The 18,226-nt window shown below is 62.7% G+C and carries 15 protein-coding genes; 4 read left to right on the top strand and 11 right to left on the bottom strand.

What is annotated here, in order from left to right; translation table 11 throughout:
* Positions 1-25: 25 nt before the first annotated feature.
* Positions 26-1,045 (top strand): HTH-type transcriptional regulator GntR, encoded by a 1,020-nt coding sequence (gntR, locus tag AC4LFW_RS08185; RefSeq protein WP_491818592.1) that lies wholly within the window; start codon positions 26-28, stop codon positions 1,043-1,045.
* Positions 1,046-1,102: 57 nt separating this feature from the next.
* On the opposite strand, the gene AC4LFW_RS08180 is transcribed toward gntR, so the two are convergent.
* Positions 1,103-2,017 carry a LysR family transcriptional regulator gene (locus tag AC4LFW_RS08180; protein ID WP_491818591.1) on the bottom strand — a complete coding sequence of 305 codons (915 nt, stop codon included), beginning with the start codon at positions 2,015-2,017 and terminating at the stop codon, positions 1,103-1,105.
* A 146-nt stretch (positions 2,018-2,163) separates the two neighbouring features.
* Between AC4LFW_RS08180 and AC4LFW_RS08175 the strand changes: the two genes are divergently transcribed.
* Entirely contained in the window at positions 2,164-3,390 is a 1,227-nt protein-coding gene (locus tag AC4LFW_RS08175) for an acyl-CoA dehydrogenase (RefSeq protein ID WP_491818590.1), read from the top strand.
* An 88-nt stretch (positions 3,391-3,478) separates the two neighbouring features.
* On the opposite strand, the gene xylB is transcribed toward AC4LFW_RS08175, so the two are convergent.
* The 10 genes from xylB to xthA all read right to left on the bottom strand — a co-directional run bounded on the left by xylB (position 3,479) and on the right by xthA (position 15,557).
* On the bottom strand, positions 3,479-5,002 hold the full coding sequence (gene xylB / locus AC4LFW_RS08170) for a xylulokinase (RefSeq protein ID WP_491818589.1): 1,524 nt from the start codon (positions 5,000-5,002) through the stop codon (positions 3,479-3,481).
* Positions 5,003-5,012: 10 nt separating this feature from the next.
* Complete coding sequence (locus AC4LFW_RS08165; RefSeq protein WP_491818588.1) at positions 5,013-6,491, bottom strand: mannitol dehydrogenase family protein; 1,479 nt, start codon at positions 6,489-6,491, stop codon at positions 5,013-5,015.
* A gap of 103 nt (positions 6,492-6,594) precedes the next feature.
* On the bottom strand, positions 6,595-7,698 hold the full coding sequence (locus tag AC4LFW_RS08160) for an ABC transporter ATP-binding protein (RefSeq protein ID WP_491818587.1): 1,104 nt from the start codon (positions 7,696-7,698) through the stop codon (positions 6,595-6,597).
* A 48-nt stretch (positions 7,699-7,746) separates the two neighbouring features.
* Positions 7,747-8,580: a carbohydrate ABC transporter permease gene (locus AC4LFW_RS08155; protein WP_011913322.1), complete on the bottom strand. Its 834-nt coding sequence runs from the start codon at positions 8,578-8,580 to the stop codon at positions 7,747-7,749.
* A gap of 10 nt (positions 8,581-8,590) precedes the next feature.
* Positions 8,591-9,535, bottom strand: a complete 945-nt coding sequence (locus AC4LFW_RS08150; protein WP_491818586.1) for a carbohydrate ABC transporter permease — start codon at positions 9,533-9,535, stop codon at positions 8,591-8,593.
* Positions 9,536-9,604: 69 nt separating this feature from the next.
* Positions 9,605-10,876 (bottom strand): ABC transporter substrate-binding protein, encoded by a 1,272-nt coding sequence (locus AC4LFW_RS08145; RefSeq protein ID WP_491820169.1) that lies wholly within the window; start codon positions 10,874-10,876, stop codon positions 9,605-9,607.
* Positions 10,877-11,210: 334 nt separating this feature from the next.
* Positions 11,211-12,116, bottom strand: coding sequence for a helix-turn-helix domain-containing protein (locus AC4LFW_RS08140; RefSeq protein ID WP_491818585.1), 906 nt, complete (start codon positions 12,114-12,116; stop codon positions 11,211-11,213).
* 68 nt (positions 12,117-12,184) lie between these two features.
* Entirely contained in the window at positions 12,185-13,120 is a 936-nt protein-coding gene (locus AC4LFW_RS08135; protein WP_491820168.1) for a carbohydrate kinase family protein, read from the bottom strand.
* A 107-nt stretch (positions 13,121-13,227) separates the two neighbouring features.
* Positions 13,228-14,511 carry a substrate-binding domain-containing protein gene (locus AC4LFW_RS08130; RefSeq protein ID WP_491820167.1) on the bottom strand — a complete coding sequence of 428 codons (1,284 nt, stop codon included), beginning with the start codon at positions 14,509-14,511 and terminating at the stop codon, positions 13,228-13,230.
* Between the two features lie 233 nt (positions 14,512-14,744).
* Complete coding sequence (gene xthA, locus AC4LFW_RS08125; protein ID WP_491818584.1) at positions 14,745-15,557, bottom strand: exodeoxyribonuclease III; 813 nt, start codon at positions 15,555-15,557, stop codon at positions 14,745-14,747.
* Positions 15,558-15,699: 142 nt separating this feature from the next.
* Here xthA and AC4LFW_RS08120 point away from each other — a divergent pair, with 142 nt between their 5' ends.
* Both AC4LFW_RS08120 and AC4LFW_RS08115 read left to right on the top strand, forming a co-directional pair.
* Positions 15,700-16,335 (top strand): GNAT family N-acetyltransferase, encoded by a 636-nt coding sequence (locus AC4LFW_RS08120; protein ID WP_491818583.1) that lies wholly within the window; start codon positions 15,700-15,702, stop codon positions 16,333-16,335.
* A 149-nt stretch (positions 16,336-16,484) separates the two neighbouring features.
* A complete protein-coding gene (locus tag AC4LFW_RS08115; protein WP_491820165.1) occupies positions 16,485-18,206 on the top strand; it encodes an autotransporter assembly complex protein TamA in 1,722 nt (573 codons plus the stop codon).
* The last annotated feature ends 20 nt before the right edge of the window (positions 18,207-18,226 follow it).

Here is an 18,226-nt window from a genome sequence, read left to right as displayed (position 1 = left end):
GTATTCCTCGCTGTTGGATCCCCTTATGAGCTCTCGCCGTCGCCGCTCGCTGGAGCGAGCCACGTTGTCCGACGTGGCCCGCAGTGCCGGTTGTTCGCTGATGTCTGCTTCGCGTGCGCTTTCACAACCCGAGCGCGTGTCCGATGCGCTTCGTGAGCGCGTCATGGCGGCAGTCAAGACCCTGGGTTACGTCCCGCATACGGCGGCACGGAACCTCGCAAGTGCGCGATCTAACCTCGTGGCAGTGATCATCCCCTCGCTGTCGAACGCCGTGTTCGTCGATACCGTCGAAGCCATTCAGCGCGTGCTGATGCCGGCGGGCTACGAGTTGATGATCGGCGTTAGTCACTACCATCCCGAGGAAGACGAGCGCCTCTTGCGCGCTTATCTGGCGCATCAGCCAGCCGGGCTTTTGGTCACGGGTTTCGAGCGCAGCGACGCCGCGCGCGAAGTGCTCGGCAGCTACACAAGCCCGATCGTAACCCTGATGGAGCTGAGTGATGCCGATGAGGAGTACTGCGTCGGTTTTTCCCAGCAGGAGGCAGGGGCGGCGATGACGCGAAGCCTGCTGGAGCGCGGCTATCGCAACATCGCCTTCGCTGCCGCTCAGCTGGACCCGCGCACCTTGCAGCGCGCCGAAGGCTATCGACAGGTGATGCGCGAGGCTTCGCGTTACGATGCGGCTCTGGAGTTATTGACGCCGCAGGTGTCGTCGATCGGGCTGGGCGCCGAATTACTGGACCGGTTGCTGGCGCAGCACCCAAAGATCGATGCGATTTTTTTCAACAACGACGACCTGGCCCTCGGTGCGCTGTTCCGGGCCCGCCAGCTGGAAATACCGGTGCCGGCGCGGTTGGCGATCGCGGGGTTCAACGATCTGCCTGCGGCAGCCTGGATGCATCCGGCGCTGACCACGGTTCGCACCATTCGAGGCGAAATTGGCAAGCTGGCCGGGCAGATGCTGCTTGGCCTGATGCGAGGTGAGTCTCCGCCGCAACGGCGGATCGATGTGGGCTTCGAGGTGGTGATGCGCGAGAGCGCTTGATGCAGAGCCGGCAAGCGTCGCTCCTGCCGGCGTGGTCAGCCGTGTGTCGACGACAGATCACTCGGCCTGCTGCGCTGCAGTGACCTGCTGCGCGATTTCAATCATCTGCTCGCGCATCCAGCGGTTGGCCGGGTCCTGGTCGGTGCTCTCATGCCAGTAAATGTGGGTTTCCAGCGGCGGGATCTCCACGGGAAGGGGGATCTGATGCAGATCGTGCCGGCGGGCGAATCGCTCGGGAACGGTAACCGCCATGTCGGTCTGCTGGATCACTTGCGTGGCCATCATATAGTGCTGTGAGCGCAGGGCGATCTTGCGCTGCTGCCCCATTTTGCCAAGCGCCAGATCGACCATGCCCAGACCGCTGCGCCGGCTGGAAATATGGATGTGCGACAGTGACAGGTACTCCTCGACGCTGAGCTTGTCCCTGGCCAGCGGATGCCCACGGCGCATGGCGCAGACATAGCGGTCTTCAAGCAATTTGACGTGGCGCACTTGCGGGTCGGTATTCAGCGGGGCATCCATAGCGAAGTCCAGGCGGCCGGCTGCCAGTTCCTTGGTGGTCTCACGGCGTTTGGCAAGCATGCTTTCGATCTTCACGTTCGGCGCCAGGCGACGTAGTCGCTGGAACAGCGGCGGCAGCACGACCGCCTCGGTCAGGTCGGTCATGCTGATGCGGAAGGTCTTGTTCGCCTGCGCCGGGTTGAAGGTACGGCTTTCCTGCACCGACACCCGCAACAGCTGCAACGCATTGCGCACCGGGCCGATGATGTTTTGGGCCATTGGCGTCGGCACCATGCCCTGTGCAGTACGCACGAACAGCGGATCGTTGAACGTCTCGCGCAGGCGGGCGAGGGCGTTGGAAACGGCGGGCTGGGTGATGCCGACGATCTGCCCGGCGCGGGTCAGGTTGGCCTCGGTGTAGATAGCGTCGAAGACAATGAATAGATTCAGATCGACCTTGTTCAGGTTCATTGTTGTGCTCTCTGGCGTGTATCGGAATTCGCCGATCATATATCGGTGATGAATGTTTATACACGAGGAAAATAGCTTCGATAAATCCACAAGCCTCCTCTAGCATTCAAAATTACAAAACATTACCTGCCAGAAGGTTATCGCCCATGGATTTCGCCTATTCCCCCAAGGTTCAAGAGCTGCGAGAGCGCGTGCAAGCGTTCATGGATGCCCATGTCTATCCCGCCGAAAAGGTGTTTTACCAGCAGGTCGCTGAAGGTGACCGCTGGCAGCCGACCGCTATCGTCGAGGAGCTGAAGGCCAAGGCCAAGGCGGAGGGGCTGTGGAACCTGTTCCTGCCGGAATCGGAACTGGGCGCCGGCCTGACCAACACCGAATACGCACCGCTGGCGGAAATCATGGGCAGCTCGGGGCTCGGCCCGGAAGCGTTCAATTGTTCGGCACCGGACACCGGCAACATGGAAGTGCTGGTGCGCTACGGCAGCGAGGCGCAGAAGCGCGAGTGGCTGGAACCGCTGCTGCTTGGCGAAATCCGTTCGGCCTTTGGCATGACCGAGCCGGGCGTGGCTTCGTCCGACGCCACCAACATGCAAGCCCGCGCGGTACGTGAGGGTGACGAGTGGGTCATCAACGGGCGCAAGTGGTGGACCTCCGGCGCCTGCGACCCGCGCTGCAAGATCATGATCTTCATGGGCCTGACCAACCCGGATGCACCGCGCCACGCCCAGCACTCGATGATCCTGGTGCCGATGGACACCCCCGGCGTCAAGGTACTGCGTCCGCTGCTGGTGTTCGGCTACGACGACGCCCCGCACGGCCACGCGGAAGTGCTGCTGGAAAACGTGCGGGTACCGTACGAGAACGTCATCCTCGGTGAAGGCCGCGGCTTCGAGATCGCCCAGGGGCGTCTCGGCCCGGGCCGCATCCACCACTGCATGCGCTCGATCGGTGTCGCGGAACGCGCACTGAAGCTGATGTGCGAACGTGCCGTCAGCCGTACCGCCTTCGGCAAGCCGCTGGCCCGGCTGGGCGCGAACTTCGACCACATCGCCGAGTGCCGCATCGAGATCAATATGGCGCGCCTGCTGACACTGAACGCGGCGTACATGATGGACACCGTGGGCAACAAGATCGCCGCCAGCGAGATCGCGCAAATCAAGGTGGTCGCACCCAACGTCGCGCTGAAGGTCATCGATCGCGCCATTCAGATCCACGGCGGCGCCGGGGTTTCCGATGACTTCCCTCTGGCACACTGGTGGGCGATGCAGCGCACGCTGCGCCTGGCCGATGGCCCGGACGAGGTGCACCGGGTGGCCATCGCCCGTCACGAACTGGGCAAGTACGTGCCGCGCGAGGCGCTGCGCAGCCGCTAAGGCGTCGTCCCGGGGAAAGGACCAAAGGCAAAGCCACACACTGTGGCTTTGCTTTTTTATGACCGTTGGCCTGTAACCGAGCGACGCCTCAGGAGGCGACAGGCGTCAGCTCCGGTGGTGTCTGCCCACCGTAAGTGCTGGCCACCAGCTGTCGATAGCGCCGATAGGCTTGTTCATAGGCTCGAACCGATTCGGCGACCGGCGCGACCGCGGTGTCCTCGTCCAGACTGACGCAGCGCGAGCAGATGGCTTCGAGGCTGGCGTCGGGCTCCTGCTGTCGCGCATGGCACCATGCCGCCTGGATCGCGCCGCCCAGCGCCGCGGCCTCGCCGTGGCGGGTGCAGACCACCGGCGTGGCCATCATGTCGGCGACGATCTGTCGCCACAGCGGGTTCTTCGCGCCGCCGCCGATGAGCTGGATCCGCTCGCTGCGAATGCCGCTTTCGCGCAGCAGGTCCAGCCCGTAGCGCAGGCCGAAGGTCACGCCTTCGAGCACGGCGCGGCAGAGGTTGGCGCGGCTCAGGTTGTCGGCAGTCAGGCCGTGCAGGCTGGCGCTAGCCTGGGGCAGGGCGGGGACGCGCTCACCGTTTAGAAAGGGCAGCATGGTGACGCCCTCGCAGCCGATCGGCGCTTGCGCCACCAGCGCGTTGAACGCCTCCAGATCAAGCTCCAGCAGGTCACGCATTGCTGCGTTGGCACTGGTCAGGTTCATGGTGCAGATCAGCGGCAGCCAGCCCCCGCTGGACGAGCAGAAGGTAGCCACCGCCGGCTGCGGGCTGATACGGGGTTCGCCGGAAAAGGCGTAGAGCGTGCCGGAGGTGCCCAGGCTCATGGTGATGGCACCGGGGCGGATATTGCCGGTACCGATGGCCCCCATCATGTTGTCGCCACCGCCGCTCGCCACCATGGCATGCGGACTGAGCCCCAGTCGGGCAGCCAGCTCGGGCCGGATGCGGCCGACGGGCTGGTGGGACTCGATCAGCTCGGGCAGCGCGGCCTCCAGACGGCCGTCGGCATCGATATGGCGCAGGATGTCGGGCGCCCATTGCCGCGTACGCACGTCGAAATAGCCGGTTCCGGAGGCATCGCCGTATTCGCTCGCGCACCGTCCGGTCAGCCAGTAGTTGAGGTAGTCGTGGGGCAGCAGGACATGGGCGATGCGTGCGAACAGCGCGGGGTGCTGCTCCTTCATCCACAGCAGTTTGGAAACCGTGTAGCCCGGCGCGATGACGATACCGAGGCGCTGCAGCGAACCCTGTTCACCGCCCAGCCAGTCGAGCAGGCGCTGATTCTCCGTAGCCGACTCCGTGTCGCACCAGAGCTTGGCCGGGCGCAAGACGCGGCCCGCGGCATCGAGCGTGACCAGGCCATGCTGCTGCCCGGAGACGCCAATGCCCAGCACGGCATCGCCGTCGACCCCGGCCTCGGCCAGTGCTGCCGCGGTAGCGCTGGCGAAGGCGGCGGTCCACTGCTCGGTGTCCTGCTCGCGCCGGCCGTTGGGCCCGCTGATCAGATCGTGGCTGGCCGAACCCTGGCCGAGCACGCGCCCGTTGCTGGCGTCGAGCAACAGCGCCTTGGTGCCCTGGGTGCCACAATCGATTCCGAGAAACATGCCGGGCCCCTCACTGCGTCAGCAACAGATCAAGGGTGCCGCTGACCCCCAGCGTGCGCAGTCGCAGCAGGTTGCGCTCGAAGGCATCGCGGAAGGCGAGCGAACGTGGAATCTGCGTGCCGAAGATCTCCTCGCGCCCGAGCAGGCGTTCGGCGAGGCCGTCGTCTTCCGCGACGAGAGACTGGCAGAAATCCGCGCGCGGATCGGGGATGCGGTACCGCTCGCCGTTTTCATCGACGCCCCGCAGATACAGCGCCCAGGCGGCAACCACCAGGGCGGCCCGGTCCAGGGCGGCGTTATCGGCGATCAGGCGGTTGATGGTCGGCACGCTGAACTTGGGAAACTTCGACGAGCCGTCGGAGCACACCCGCTCCAGCTGGTCGGCGATGGCGCAGTTGGAGAAGCGCTCGATCAGGGTCTGCTTGTAGCGGGTGAGATCGATGCCTGGCACGGGCGCCAGTTGCGGAGTGACGTCCTCGTCCATGTAGCGGCGGATGTACTCGACGAAAAGCGGATCGGCCATGGTTTCGTGGACGAAGCGATAACCGCGCAGGAAGCCGAGGTAGGTCAGCGCGAGGTGGCTGCCGTTGAGCAGCTTGATCTTCATCTCCTCGTAGGGCGAAACGTCGTCGGTGAACTGCACGCCGACCTTTTCCCAGGCCGGACGGCCGGCAACGAAGCGGTCTTCCAGTACCCATTGCACGAAGGGTTCGCAGACCACCGGCCAGGCGTCATCGAGGCCGTGCTGACGCTTGAGGTCCTGGCGATGCGCCGTGCTGGTCATCGGCGTGATGCGGTCGACCATGGCGTTGGGGAAGCTGACGTTGCGCTCGATCCAGCGGGCCAGGTCGGGGTCGACCAGGCCGGCGAAGGCCAGCGTGGCCTTGCGGGTCACGTCGCCGTTGTGGGGGAGGTTGTCGCAGGACATCACCGTGAAGGGCCCGACGCCGTCGCCGCGCCGCTTGGCCAGCGCCGCGCAGAGCAGGCCGAACACGCTGACCGGGCTGCGCGGGTTCTGCAGGTCATGTTGAATCTGCGGCAGTTGCGCATTGAACTGGCCGGTGCTGTCGTCCAGGCAATAGCCGCCCTCGGTGATGGTCAGCGAGACGATGCGAATCGCCGGATCGGCCAGGCGGGCAACCACCGCCTCGGAACCATCCTCGCCCACCAGCAGCATGTCGCGGATGCTGCCGATCACCCGGACCTCGGTGTCAGGCCGGTCGTCGAGCTCGACCAGGGTGTAGAGATAGTCCTGCGAGGCTAGTGCGTCGCGCATCGAGCGTTCCTCGGCGCGTGTGCCGATGCCGCAGATGCCCCATTCCAGCCCCTCGCCGGTGTTCATCAGCGCATCGGTGTAGGCCGCCTGGTGGGCGCGGTGAAAACCGCCCACGCCGATGTGGGCGATGCCGGTGGTGACCTCGGCCAGGCGGTAGTCGGGGCGCGCGATAGGGGCCGGCAGCTGTGGCAGATTCGCTTCTTTCAACTTCATCTCGGGCCTCGCTGGGCTTGAATGTGGAAAAGCCGGGGGCGGGATCGCTGCCTTTACGGGCGCAGCGACCTGCCGTTGGAAGAGCTGGGCGCGACGTCGGGCGTCAGGCCACCTGCTGGAGCGGCTGGCCGACCGCCTGACCACTGCTGTCGAAGAGGTGGCAATGGGCGGCCTCCAGCGTCAGCGACAGCGACTCGCCGTAGCGCGGGGTGAAGTCGCCACGAATGCGCATGGTCAGCTGCTCGCCGTTGCGGGTGACGACGTGGCAGTAGGTGTCGCTGCCCAGTCGTTCACTGACGTCGGCCTTCACGGTCAACTGGCAGTTGCCTTCGCTACCGCGGTTGAGGTGCTCCGGGCGGATGCCGAGGGTGACCGGATCGCCCGCCTTCAGCGTGGCGCCGCTCACCGGCAGGAACAGACGACAACCGGCGTCGAGCTCGACTTCGCAGCCGCTGGCTTCGACACGGCTTGCGCGGCCCTTGAGAAAGCCCATCTTCGGCGTGCCGAGAAAGCCCGCGACGAAGAGGTTGGCCGGATGGTGATAAAGCTCCATGGGCGAGCCGACCTGCTCGATGCGCCCGCCGTTGAGCACCACCACCTTGTCGGCCAGGGTCATGGCCTCGACCTGGTCATGGGTCACGTAGATCATCGTGGCCTGCAGTTCCTGGTGCAGGCGCGAAAGCTCCAGGCGCATCTGCACACGCAGTGCGGCATCGAGGTTGGACAGCGGCTCATCGAAGAGAAACACCTTGGGGTTGCGCACGATGGCGCGGCCGATGGCGACGCGCTGGCGCTGGCCGCCGGAGAGCTGGCGTGGCTTGCGTTCGAGCAGCGGTTCCAGCTCCAGGGTGCGCGCGGCCGCTTCGATCTTGCGCGCCACTTCCTGCTTGTCGGCGCCGGCCAGGTCCAGAGCGAAGGACATGTTCTTGCGCACCGTCATGTGCGGGTAGAGCGCGTAGGTCTGGAACACCATGGCCAGGTCACGCTTGGCCGGGCTGAGGTCGGTGATGTCGCGCCCGTCCAGTTCGATCCGCCCGCTGCTGACCTCCTCGAGCCCGGCGATCAGGCGCAGCAGGGTGGACTTCCCACAGCCGGACGGCCCGACGAAGACGACGAATTCACGGTCGCGGATGTCCAGGTCGATGCCCTTGATGATCTCGTTGCCGTCGAAGCCTTTCTTCAGATTGTGGATCTTCAGGTCTGCCATGTTCGAATCCTTTTATTCTTGTCGATCTTGTTAAGGCCGCGGCGGCGCTCATTTCACGGCGCCGAACGACAGGCCGCGCACCAGCTGCTTCTGGCTGATCCAGCCGAAGATCAGGATGGGGGCGCAGGCGAGGGTGGAGACGGCCGAGAGCTTGGCCCAGAACAGGCCTTCGGGGCTGGAGTAGGAGGCGATCAGCGCGGTCAGCGGCGCGGCGTTGGACGAGGTCAGGTTCAGCGACCAGAAGGCTTCGTTCCAGCACAGGATCAGCGACAGCAGCATGGTCGAGGCGAGCCCGCCCTTGCTGATCGGCAGGAGCACGCGGAGCATCTCCTGCAGCAGCGTGGCACCGTCCATGCGGGCCGCTTCGAGGATGTCGCGGGGGATGTCCTTGAAGTAGGTGTAGATCATCCACACCAGGATCGGCAGGTTGATCAGCGTGTAGATGATGATCAGCACCGCGCGGCTGTCGAGCAGGCCGAACTGCTTGGCCAAGAGGTAGATCGGCACCAGTACGCCCACCGGCGGCAGCATCTTGGTCGAGAGCATCCAGAGCAGCGTGCCCTTGGTGCGCTTGGTCTCGTAGAAGGCCATCGAATACGCGGCGGGAATGGCGATCAGCATGCCCAGGGCGGTCGCGCCGAAGGAAATGGTCACCGAGTTCCAGGCGTACTTGAAGTAGCCGCTGCGGTCCTGAATGTGCAGGTAGTTTTCCAGCGTCGGTGTGAAGATGAACTGCGGCGGCGTGGCGAAGGCGTCGATCTCGGTCTTCAGGCTGGTCAGCAGCATCCAGAAGATCGGGAAGAACAGCAACAGCGCCACGGCCCAGGCGAACAGCCCGACCACCAGGGTGTTGAGGCGGCGACTTTGTTTGAGCGTCAGCATCGGTCTGTCCTCAATATTTCTCGGTGAGATTCTTGCCGAGCATCCGCACCAGGATGATCGCCGCGATGTTGGCGATCACCACCGCGATCAGGCCGCCGGCCGAGGCCATGCCGACATCGAACTGCAGCAGCGCCTGGTTGTAGATCAGGTAGGCGAGGTTGGTGGATGCGTAGCCGGGACCACCGCTGGTGGTGGTGAAGATCTCGGCGAATACCGAAAGCAGGAAAATGGTTTCGATCATCACCACGACCGCTATCGGGCGTGCCAGATGCGGCAGGGTCAGGTGCCAGAAGATCGCGATGGGGCCGGCACCATCGAGGCGAGCGGCTTCCTTCTGTTCCTGATCGAGGGACTGCATGGCCGTCATCAGGATCAGGATCGCGAAGGGCAGCCACTGCCAGGACACGATGATCACGATGGACGCCAGCGGATGCTGTGCGAGCCAGTCCACCGGCTGTGCGCCGAAGAACTTCCAGAGCGCGGCGAGAATGCCCGAGACCGGGTGATAGATGAGGTTCTTCCAGACCAGCGCGCTCACGGTCGGCATGATGAAGAACGGCGAGATCAGCAGCACGCGGACGATCCCGCGCCCCGCGAAGTCCGCCGCCTCCAGCAATGCGGAGATGAGCACGCCGAGTACCACGCTGATCAGCAGCACGCTGCCAACCAGGATCAGGGTATTGGTCATGCCCGGGATGAAGCCGGCGTCGGTCAGGAAGTAGTGGAAGTTCTCCAGCCCGACGAAATCGTTCTCACCGGGATAGAGCAGGTTGTAGCGGATCACCGAGAAATAGACGGTCATCGACAGCGGAACCAGCATCCACAGCAGCAACAGCGCAACGGACGGACTGACGAGAAACCAGCTCGGTGCCAACCTCCGCCGGCGGCGCTCGACGGGCGCTGGTGAGGCGGGGGTGACGCTGGCCTGGGTCGGAATTGTCGTAGTAGTGGCCATGAAGGGTGCTCCGGCAGAAGGAAGGCAATGAGGGCTCGGCAAGCCCTCGTCAGGGATGCCTTCGGGCGGCTACTTGGGGTATCCGGCGCGTTTCATTTCCCGAGTCGTGGATTGCTGCACCGCGGTGAGCATCTGCTCGACCGGCATCTGCCCGGTCAGCGCGGCGGAGAACATTTTGCCGACCTGGGTGCCGATGGCCTGGAATTCCGGGATGGTCACCAGCTGGATGCCGACATAGGGCACAGGCTTGGCGGACGGCGAGGCGGGGTCGGCCTGTTTCAGCGACTCCAGCGTGATCTTCGCAAACGGCGCGGCGGCCATGTATTCGTCGCTGTAGGTCGATTCACGGGTACCTGGCGGTACGTTGGCTACGCCATCGGTTTCGGCAACCAGTTCGGCGTAGTCCTGCGAGGTGGCCCAGGCTGCGAAGGTCTTGGCCGCTTCCTGCTTGTTCGAGCTAGCAGGAATGGCCAGCGCCCAGGAGTAAAGCCAGGCAGAGCCTTTATCGGTAGTTTCTTGAGGCGCGAAGGTGAAGCCGACTTTGTCCGCCACCTTGCTCTGCGATTCATCGGTCACGAAGGAGCCGGCAACGGTCGCATCGACCCACATGGCGCATTTGCCGCTGTTGAACAGTGCCAGGTTTTCGTTGAAGCCATTGCTGGAGGCGCCGGGCGGGCCGTATTGGCTGAGCAGGTCCACATAGAACTTGGCCGCCTTGGTCCATTCGGGGCCATCGAATTCGGGCTGCCACTTCTCGTCGAACCAGCGCGCGCCGAAGGCGTTGGCGACGGTGGTGACCAGCGCCATGTTCTCGCCCCAGCCGGCCTTGCCGCGCAGGCAGATGCCGTATTGGTCCTCGCCAGGCTTGTGCAGCTTCTCGGCGAACTCGGCCATCTGGGTCCAGGTGGGGTGTTCGGGCATTTGCAGGCCGGCCTGCTCGAACAGGTCGGTGCGGTAGTAGGTCATCGAGCTTTCGGCATAGAAGGGCAGTGCGTAAAGGGTGCCGTCGACCGACAAGCCCTCACGCACCGAGGGGAAGACGTCATCGAGGTTGTAGTCATCAGGCAGATCCGTCATGGGCGCCAGCCAGCCTTTGTCGCCCCAGAGCGAGGCTTCGTACATGCCAATGGTCAGCACGTCGAACTGGCCACCATCGGTGGCGATGTCAGTGGTCAGGCGCTGACGCAGGACGTTCTCCTCCAGCACCACCCAGTTGAGCTTGATGTCGGGGTGTTGCTGTTCGAAGGTCTTGGAATGGCGCTGCATGCGGATCATGTCCGCGTTGTTGACGGTGGCGACGGTAAGGGTTTCGGCGGCCTGGGCCAGGCCGATCGAGGCCATGCAGGCGGTGCCGAGCAGCAAGTTGAATGATTTCATTCGTGGACTCCTCTTCCAGAGCAGGGTCTGGAAGCACTTATTGTTTTTGTTGTTACCCGCGTACTGCGCTACGAGCGTCTGGCAGGCATTACAACGCCGGCAGTGGCCGCGCGACAAAGCCGTGGCTGCACTTGGTTCGGTACTTTTTTGCACTGTTGCTTATGCGGCCTTTCGGCGCCGGCGGATGGGCTTAATCCACATGCGAAGGCTCAAGGACGAGGATTGGCCAGGCCCAACAGGCGTCGTGTGTAAAAGCGAAGGTGCGGCGGAATGATAGGCGATGCTGGCCGGAAGCGTATCAGCCGGCCAGATTCTGCTCGGTCAGTCGTTGCTCGACCAGGCGTCGATAGCACGATGGCGTCATGCCCTTGAGCTGCTGGAAGCGGCGATTGAAATTGGACAGGTTGTTGAAGCCCGACTCGAAGCAGACGTCGGTGACCGGCTTGTCCTGATCGAGCAGCAGTTCGCATGACTTGCTGATGCGCAGGCTGTTGACGAACTCGACGTAGCAGCGCCCCGTTGCGCGCTTGAAGAAGCGTGAGAAGTAGGTGGGTTTCATCCCGAGATGGCTGGCGACTTCTTCCAGCGGCAGTTCACGCATGTAGTGCTCGAAAATATAGTTGACCGCCATGTTGGTGCGGTCGGCATGGTGTTCGTCGCTCAGCTGTGCCGAGGTCGCTCCGGAGAGCAGCTGGTAGTCGTCGCACCGTGCCAACAGCTCGAGCATGATCAGGAAATAGCCGAGGCGGGTGGCGCCACGGCTGTCGGCGATCTGCTGCATCAGCTGGCGGGCCTGGGCAATGGTATTCGGGCAGCGAAATTCGATGCCGTAGCGCGAGCGCTCGAGCATCGGCGTGAAGCTACGCAGCTCGGAGAAAACGCCATGGCCGGCTTCGAGCAGCTCGTCGGTAAAGTTCACCAGCATGTCGCGCTTGGCGACCACTTCACCCTCATCGACCTGGCTGATCCAGTTGTGTGGCAGATTCGGGCCGGTCAGAAACAGGCTATCGGGACCGAAGTTGCCGACATAGTCGCCGACAAAGACCTTGCCTGAGCTGGCGACGATCAGGTGCAGCTCATATTCCTTGTGGTTGTGCCAGCGCACGAGCGGGCACGGGAAACCATGTTCACGATAAATCAGGGAGTTACCGTGATGATCATCCATCAGCTCGTAGGAAGGATCAGATGTCTTCAACGCTCTCATGCGCGGTTCCGTCGTCCTTGTTGTTGTCCTCTAGGGTTATAGACGCTCACAACGCTGTGGCCAACCGTTCAGGCAAACTCGTATCGGTAGGGTAGGTCAGGGCCTCGGCGGGAACAGGTGATAGCAGCCGCCTGGCAGGCGAATGTCAGCAACGCCTGGAGCTGCTCGCGCTCGACCGCAGCCAACGCCGTAACAGTGTCCAGCCCCTGTGTGTGCAGATAGCTGAGCAAGGCCGCCTGGAATGTATCACCAGCGCCAACGGTGTCACGCACGGTGACCGCCTTGGCCGCAGCGTAAAGCGCGCCATGGCGACGGCTGAACAGATGGGCACCTGCGCTGCCTCGGGTCAGGACGACCAGTTCGCAACGCTCGCCCAGCCAGCGTTGTGCTATGGCTTCAGGCGCTTCCCCGGGATATAGCAATGCCAGGTCCTCATCACTGACCTTGATCAGATGCGCGAGCTCGGCGATTGCTTCGACCCGCTCGCGCCAGCGGGCAAGATTCGGCTCGACATTGAGCCGGATATTGGGATCCAGTGAAATCAACCGTCGCTCGCATTCACGGCGGACCAGCGACAGCAAGGTGTCGGCTATCGGGGCGATGACGATGGAGTAGGAGCCGACATGGATTCCACGTATCCCGTCATCGAGCGCAGCAAGATGCGACTCCCGCGGAAGGCGATCTGCGCAACCTTCGCCGCGGAAGCTATAGATTGGTGAGCCGTTTGCGCCCAGGGCGACCATGGCGAGGGTGGTTGGGGCATCGAACGCCACCAGAAAGCGTGGATCGACACCTTCATTCTCAAGCACTTGCCGTAGTTGCAGGCCGAAATGGTCGCCAGACAGACCGGTAAAAAGGGCCGACGGCGTTCCCAACCTGGCAAGCCCGACCGCCACATTGAAGGGTGAGCCGCCAGCAACCGCTTCGAGCGTCAAACGATTACCGGGGTCGCCAGCAGGAGAGGAGAAAACATCGAACAGTGCTTCGCCACAAACTAGATACATGGTCGATTCCGCCATGGGAGATCCGTTGAGCTTAGTCCCGACCAGCCGGGTACAACAGTACGCCGCCGGCTAACCATTGATACGATCTTGCACTGGCTCAGGCCTGATCAATACACCCACACCTCTACGCGACGATTCTTGATCCGACCGCTCTGATTGTTAGATGCAACTGGAAGTTCATCACCCAACCCATTGATATCCTTCACCAGAATGCCGCCTCTGGCCAGCTCACGCCGCACCGCCATGGCGCGAAGTTTGGAAAGCAAGGCCGTGCGTGCCTGATCGCCCCTCGAGTCGCCAAATCCCACCAGAACCGCCGCGTTCATCGTCTTGTCGGTGTGTTGCAGGTAGTCGATGAGACGATCGACGTCGCGCTGGGCCTTGTTGTCCAGCCGGGCGCTGCCTTCGTCGAAACGGAAATTGACCGTCAGGCGCCGTGCCTGGCTGGCGAGGTCCTTGTAGGGCTGCGGCATGTCTGGCTCGGCAGCCATGGAGATGGCTTCTATTGCCTGACCGATATAGCCGGATTGGGCAACGATGGCTTGCCCGGCGGCACTATGCACGAAACCGAGAAAGGCCTGGGTCCATGCCGACTGATGTTGCGGGTTGGCGTAGAGAAAAAGCCGTCGCGAAAGCGGGTAGTCTTCGGTTGCCACCAGCGCTGTGGTGGGCAACATGGGCTGCGAGTCGCCATCGGCAATCGCCAGCGCACGGGAGCTTCCTACCGACGCCAGACCGACGAAACCAATCGCACCGGGACGGCTGCCGACGGCTTTGGATAGCTGGTCATTGGATTCGTAACGGGTCGCGCTGGTGGCCAGGGATTTGCCTTGAGCACTCAGGACCAGCTCCTTGAACGTGTCATAGGTGCCGGACTGGTCATCTCGTGCATGCAGTTCCACCGCCATGTCCTTGCCGCCAAGCGTTTTCCAGTTGGCGATCTCTCCGGCGAACAGACTCGCCACCTGTTGAACGCTCAGGGAGGCAACCGGGTTATCCGGGTTGACGATGATTGCAAGGCCGTCGATGGCGATGACCTGCTCGGCGTCTGCGCTGCGCAGATCACCGAGGCTGGCCAGGTTGGCTTGCTCGCTCTCCTTGATCGGCCGGGAAGCGGCAGCGAGATCTGCCGAACCATCCTTGAGTCCGGCAAAGCCCGTACCGGTACCGTGAGCTGCAACAAGGGCATGGACAGCGCGCCCGGAGTCATCGGTGGCGCTTACGCGTTGTTCGTTCTCCTTGTCAGTCGGTGTGATTCGTACCGACCTCAAGCCCTGAGCCTCGAACAAACCGGCGAGCAGCATCGGCGCAAGCTTGGCTCCTACGGTGTTCGATCCGTGAATACGCAGCACCGGGTCGCCGGTTACAGGCGTTGGCAGTGACGCGCTCATTGCAAGCGGACTGGCGGCGCAGAGCACTCCTGCTGCTACCAGGCGCAGCGCCCGTTTCCCCATGTTGCGTACGGACGCCATGCAGACCATACCGATTCTCCCCTCAAAAGAAGCGGGGAGATTAAGACGCTTTATTTACGCTCTTGTGACAGCCCACCGGGGCGGTGAAAGAGTGTGAGCTGGTCCGCAAAATAAGGCACCGGGCGCACTTTTCTGAGCACAGCGGCGACCGGTCAGGTCAGTTCGATCCAGACCGGGCAGTGGTCTGAGGGCTTCTCCATGCTGCGAATGTCGTAGTCGACACCACAGTCAGTGACACGCCGATGAAGGCCGGAGGTGGTCAGTATCAGATCGATTCGCAGCCCTCGGCGGGGATCGTCTTCAAAGCCACGGCTGCGGTAGTCGAACCAGCTGAAGCGATCTACCACTTCCGGGTTGAGCGTACGGAAGCTGTCCTGCAGCCCCCAGTTTTTCAGCCGCTCCAGCCATTCGCGCTCTTCCGGCAAAAAGCTGCACTTGCCCGTTCGCAACCAACGCTTGGCGTTTACCTCGCCGATACCGATGTCGCAGTCTTCGGGCGAGATATTGAAATCTCCCATGACGGCGACCGGCTGGTCGGGGCTGAAGCGCTCTTCGAGCAGCGCCTGCAGATCGGCGTAGAACTTGGTCTTGGCGGGAAACTTCGTCGGGTGGATGCGGCTTTCGCCCTGGGGGAAATAGCCGTTCATGACGGTGACCGGCTCTCCATTGGCGTCAGCGAAACGACCCCAGATGAAGCGCTTCTGGGAATCCTCTCCATCACCTGGAAAGCCTTTGTGAATTTCCAGCGGGGCCTGCAGTGACAACAGCGCGACGCCGTAATGACCCTTCTGGCCGTGAAAATGAACATGGTAGCCAAGGGCCTCGATATCGGCTTGAGGGAACTGCTCGTCAGCTACCTTGGTTTCCTGAAGGCCGATGACATCCGGTCGATGCTTTTCAATCAGAGCAGAAAGCTGATGAGGTCGTGCGCGTAATCCATTGATATTAAAAGAAACAATCTTCATCGGTCTCGGCTCCGAAAAAAGCGCGATTCTACTGGTTATGGCAATGCCAGGGCGAGCCGGATCCTCGATCCCTGGTCTCGGGCGGCAGGATGATGAGGCAGCTGCTAACGTGAGCAGTGTTGGGGACATAACGAGAATCGCCATGCCGACCGCCGAAGTACGAATGCTCGACAGTGGTTACGCCAGGGAAACACGCTCGCTCCTGTATAACGCCTACCGACACGAACCGACTTTTGCCTATCTGTTTGAAGCGGATCGCCCCGGTTACGACCAGCGGGTTCGCGCTACCGTGCGTGAACTGGTCAACCAGCATTTCATACAGGACCAGCCGGCGCTGGGGCTGATGATCGGGGATCGCCTGATTGCCGCCGCGCTGATCGCACCGCCACAGCGTCGCCTGGATATCACCGAGAGCTGGGCCTGGCGCATGCGCATGTTGCTCACTGCCGGTTTCCGCTGCACGCGGCGCTATCTCGATTACCACGCCGCGGTGCTGGGCTGTCTGCCACCCGGTACATTCCATGTCCTGCCGTTGATGGCAGTGCATCCGCAATTCCAGGGCCAGCAGTACGGTGAGCAGCTGCTCGAGGCGTTGCACAACTGGTGCGCGGCCGATCCGACCTCGGAGGGGCTGATGATCGACACCGGCAACCCGCGTTATCTGAACTTTTATGAACGACAGGGCTACGAAGACATCGGGCAGATCGCCATAGGCCCTGTAGTCGAGCATGTGTTCTTCCATCCGGCACCGCGTCAGGTCGAGGCACGAAGCGGCTGACGAATTTAACGGAGCGTGGATAGTCTCAGTGGATGGTCGTTTAACGAAGTGTGCCAATGCCTCTGCCTGACGCTTTATATGCCGTACTGCGCGCATCGACACCTTGCCGAACCCGGGCGCCCAACGTGCTAGCATCCGTTGCCATGTCTATCTGTCTTCCTCGCCGTGTCGTTCCGGCAGGCCTCCTGTTGTGCTGCGCGTCATCGGTGTTTGCTGCGGAACTCGACGTCAACGTCGTGCCGTCCAACGGTGCGTTACGTGAAAACGTCGAGAACTACATTGGTGATCTAGGCGATCGCAACGAAGATGAATTGTTGCGCTACAGCCGTATCGCCGGGGAGCAGGCGGACAAGGCGCTACAGGCGCTGGGGTATTACCACGCCCAAATCGAGCCGAGGGTCACCGGCGGAGAGAACCCACGGTTGACGCTACGAATCAGCCCTGGCGAGCCAGTGCGTCTACGCAACATCACCGTACGGGTAGAGGGTCCGGCGTCTGATCTGAAGTCTTTTCGCGTTCCTCGCAATGTGTTGAAGCAGGGGGCAGTGCTGAACCACGGCCAGTACGAAGCCGCCAAGCAGCAGATCCTCAACCAGGCTTCGCGCTATGGTTTCTTCGACGGACGCTTCGAGCAGCAACGACTGGCGATCGACCCCCTCACCAATGCCGCCGATGTCGAGCTCGTATTCAACAGCGGGCCGCGCTACGTGCTCGGCGACGTTCGCTTCGAGGGGGATTCGCCCTTCGACCCGGACCTGCTGGAGCGCATGGTCCCATTCGATGCAGGGACACCCTACGACTCGGAGCTCATCGCCGAGCTAAACCAGGCGATGCAGTCCAGCGGCTACTTCGACGGCGTCCGGGTCGATGCCAATCCCGTCAACGCCGAGCAGCAGCGCATACCGGTGGCTGTACAGCTGACCACGCGAGAGCCACGCACCCTCGGGTTTGGTCTCGGCTATTCCACCGATGTCGGGCCGCGCATGCGTTTCGATTTCACGCGGCACTGGGTCAATCCGCAGGGTCACAGCTACGGCATCGAGTCGGAGCTCTCCGCACCGCGACAGAATGTCGGGCTGTTCTACGATGTGCCGCTCGACCCGCCGCTGACCGACAAGCTGCGCTACGCAGCCGGTTATCAATACGAAGAACTGGCCGATGAAGACAGCCTCAGCCGGCTACTGACTGTCGGACCCGAGTGGCACCGCAAACTGCCCAATGGCTGGCAGCGTGTCTGGTCTCTGAAATGGCGGCACGAGCAGTACGAACTTGGCGACGACACCGGCGTCAGCACCTTGCTGATGCCGGGTGTGGCCTACAGCTTCCTGCGCAGTGACAATCGCCTCGACCCCAGTCGGGGCTATCGCCTGAGATTCGAACTGTCCGCAGCGAAGGAAGGCCTGCTGTCCGATGCGGACCTGGTACACGCCACCGCAACAGTCAAAGGGCTGACCACCCTGGGTGGCCGGCACCGCTTCCTGGGACGGGTAGAGGTGGGCGGCAACTGGACCAACGAATACACCGATGTGCCACCATCGTTGCGCTATTTCGCCGGTGGCGATCAGAGTGTCCGTGGCTACGACTATCAGAGCCTGTCGCCGACCAACTCGGACGGAGACAGGATCGGCGGGCGCTACCAGCTGGCAGTTAGCGCCGAGTATCAGTATTCGCTGACTGAAAAATGGCGCATCGCAACCTTCGTCGACCAGGGCAACTCATTCAACTCGCTGGAGCTTCCGAGCCTTAAGAGCAGCGTTGGCGTCGGTGTCCGCTGGGTCTCACCTGTCGGGCCGATTCGCGTGGACCTGGCTCATCCGCTGGACAGTGAAGGCGGCGTTCGGTTGCATTTTTCCATGGGGCCGGAGCTTTGAGGCGTAGCGCAAGAATTATT

It is taken from the genome of Stutzerimonas sp. C6.4V, assembly GCF_058536345.1.
Note: the sequence above shows the minus strand (reverse complement) of the source record. Positions and strands in the feature narration are given on the sequence as shown.